This is a genomic window from Streptomyces alkaliphilus, from assembly GCF_014141535.1.
Classification (GTDB): domain Bacteria; phylum Actinomycetota; class Actinomycetes; order Streptomycetales; family Streptomycetaceae; genus Streptomyces; species Streptomyces alkaliphilus.
Map to the genome: position 1 here is coordinate 1 of NZ_VKHT01001375.1, position 1,027 is coordinate 1,027.

Annotated in this window: 1 protein-coding gene; it reads left to right on the top strand. The window is 71.4% G+C overall.

From position 1 onward, the window contains the following. Window positions 1-7: 7 nt before the first annotated feature. Window positions 8-1,027 (top strand): DUF5925 domain-containing protein (locus tag FNQ90_RS24570; RefSeq protein ID WP_228471576.1); only part of this gene is annotated, 1,020 nt, incomplete at its 3' end.

The window sequence follows — 1,027 nt, forward strand, 5'->3', positions numbered from 1 at the left end:
CTTCCGGATGGTGGTCAACGACCCCGACTCCCCGACCGAGACCATCGACACCTTCCTCGTCAGCCGTTTCGCCGAGGGGGAGTTGCCGTACGCGCGCGAGCGCCGGTTGGGTCAGGTCAAGGAGGGTCACACCCTGTTGCCGCCGGAGGCCGAGCCGATGCTCTCGGTACGCGGCGACGACGGCTGGACGGTCCTGGCCATGGGCGGGGACTGGGCCGTGCGCTCCCGCAAGTGGCGCTTCGGCGCGGTGGTCACCGTGGTCGCCCGGAGCGAGGAACGGGCCGAACAGGTGCTCAAGCAGGCGGTGGACGGGGCCGAGGAGGAGGAGCGCACCGAACCCTCGCGGGTGCCGATGGGTTTCTGGCACCACTCGCCGCGCGGCGGCCCGGTGCGCACCAGTCGGATCATCGACTCCGAGAGTTGGGAGGAGGCACGGGGGAACTACTCGGCGCCGGTCGCCGGGGCGTTGGACCGGCTGATGGCCACCACACCCGCTTCCGTCTCCGGGAGACTGCTGCTGCTGCACGGACCGCCGGGCACCGGCAAGACCTCGGCGTTGCGAACCCTGGCCCGCAGTTGGCGTGAATGGTGCCGGGTGGACTGCGTGCTGGACCCCGAACGGCTGTTCAATGACGTCGGTTACCTCATGGACGTGGCGATCGGCGAGGACGGCCCGGACGACGACGAGGACGGCGGGGAGGGCGGGGGCCCCAAGTGGCGTCTGCTGCTGCTCGAGGATTGCGATGAGTTGATCCGGGGCGGGGCCAAGAACACGGCGGGCCAGGCGCTCTCCCGCCTGCTCAACCTCACCGACGGCCTGCTCGGCCAGGGCCGTCGGGTACTGGTCGGCATCACCACCAACGAGGACCTGGAGAAGCTGCACCCCGCCGTGGTCCGGCCGGGTCGCTGTCTGGCCCGGATCGAGGTGGGGCCGCTGACCCGGGTCGAGGCGGTGCGGTGGTTGGGTACCGAGGAGGGGGTGGGTCCGCAGGGCGCCACCCTGGCCGAGCTGTACGCGCTGCGTGGC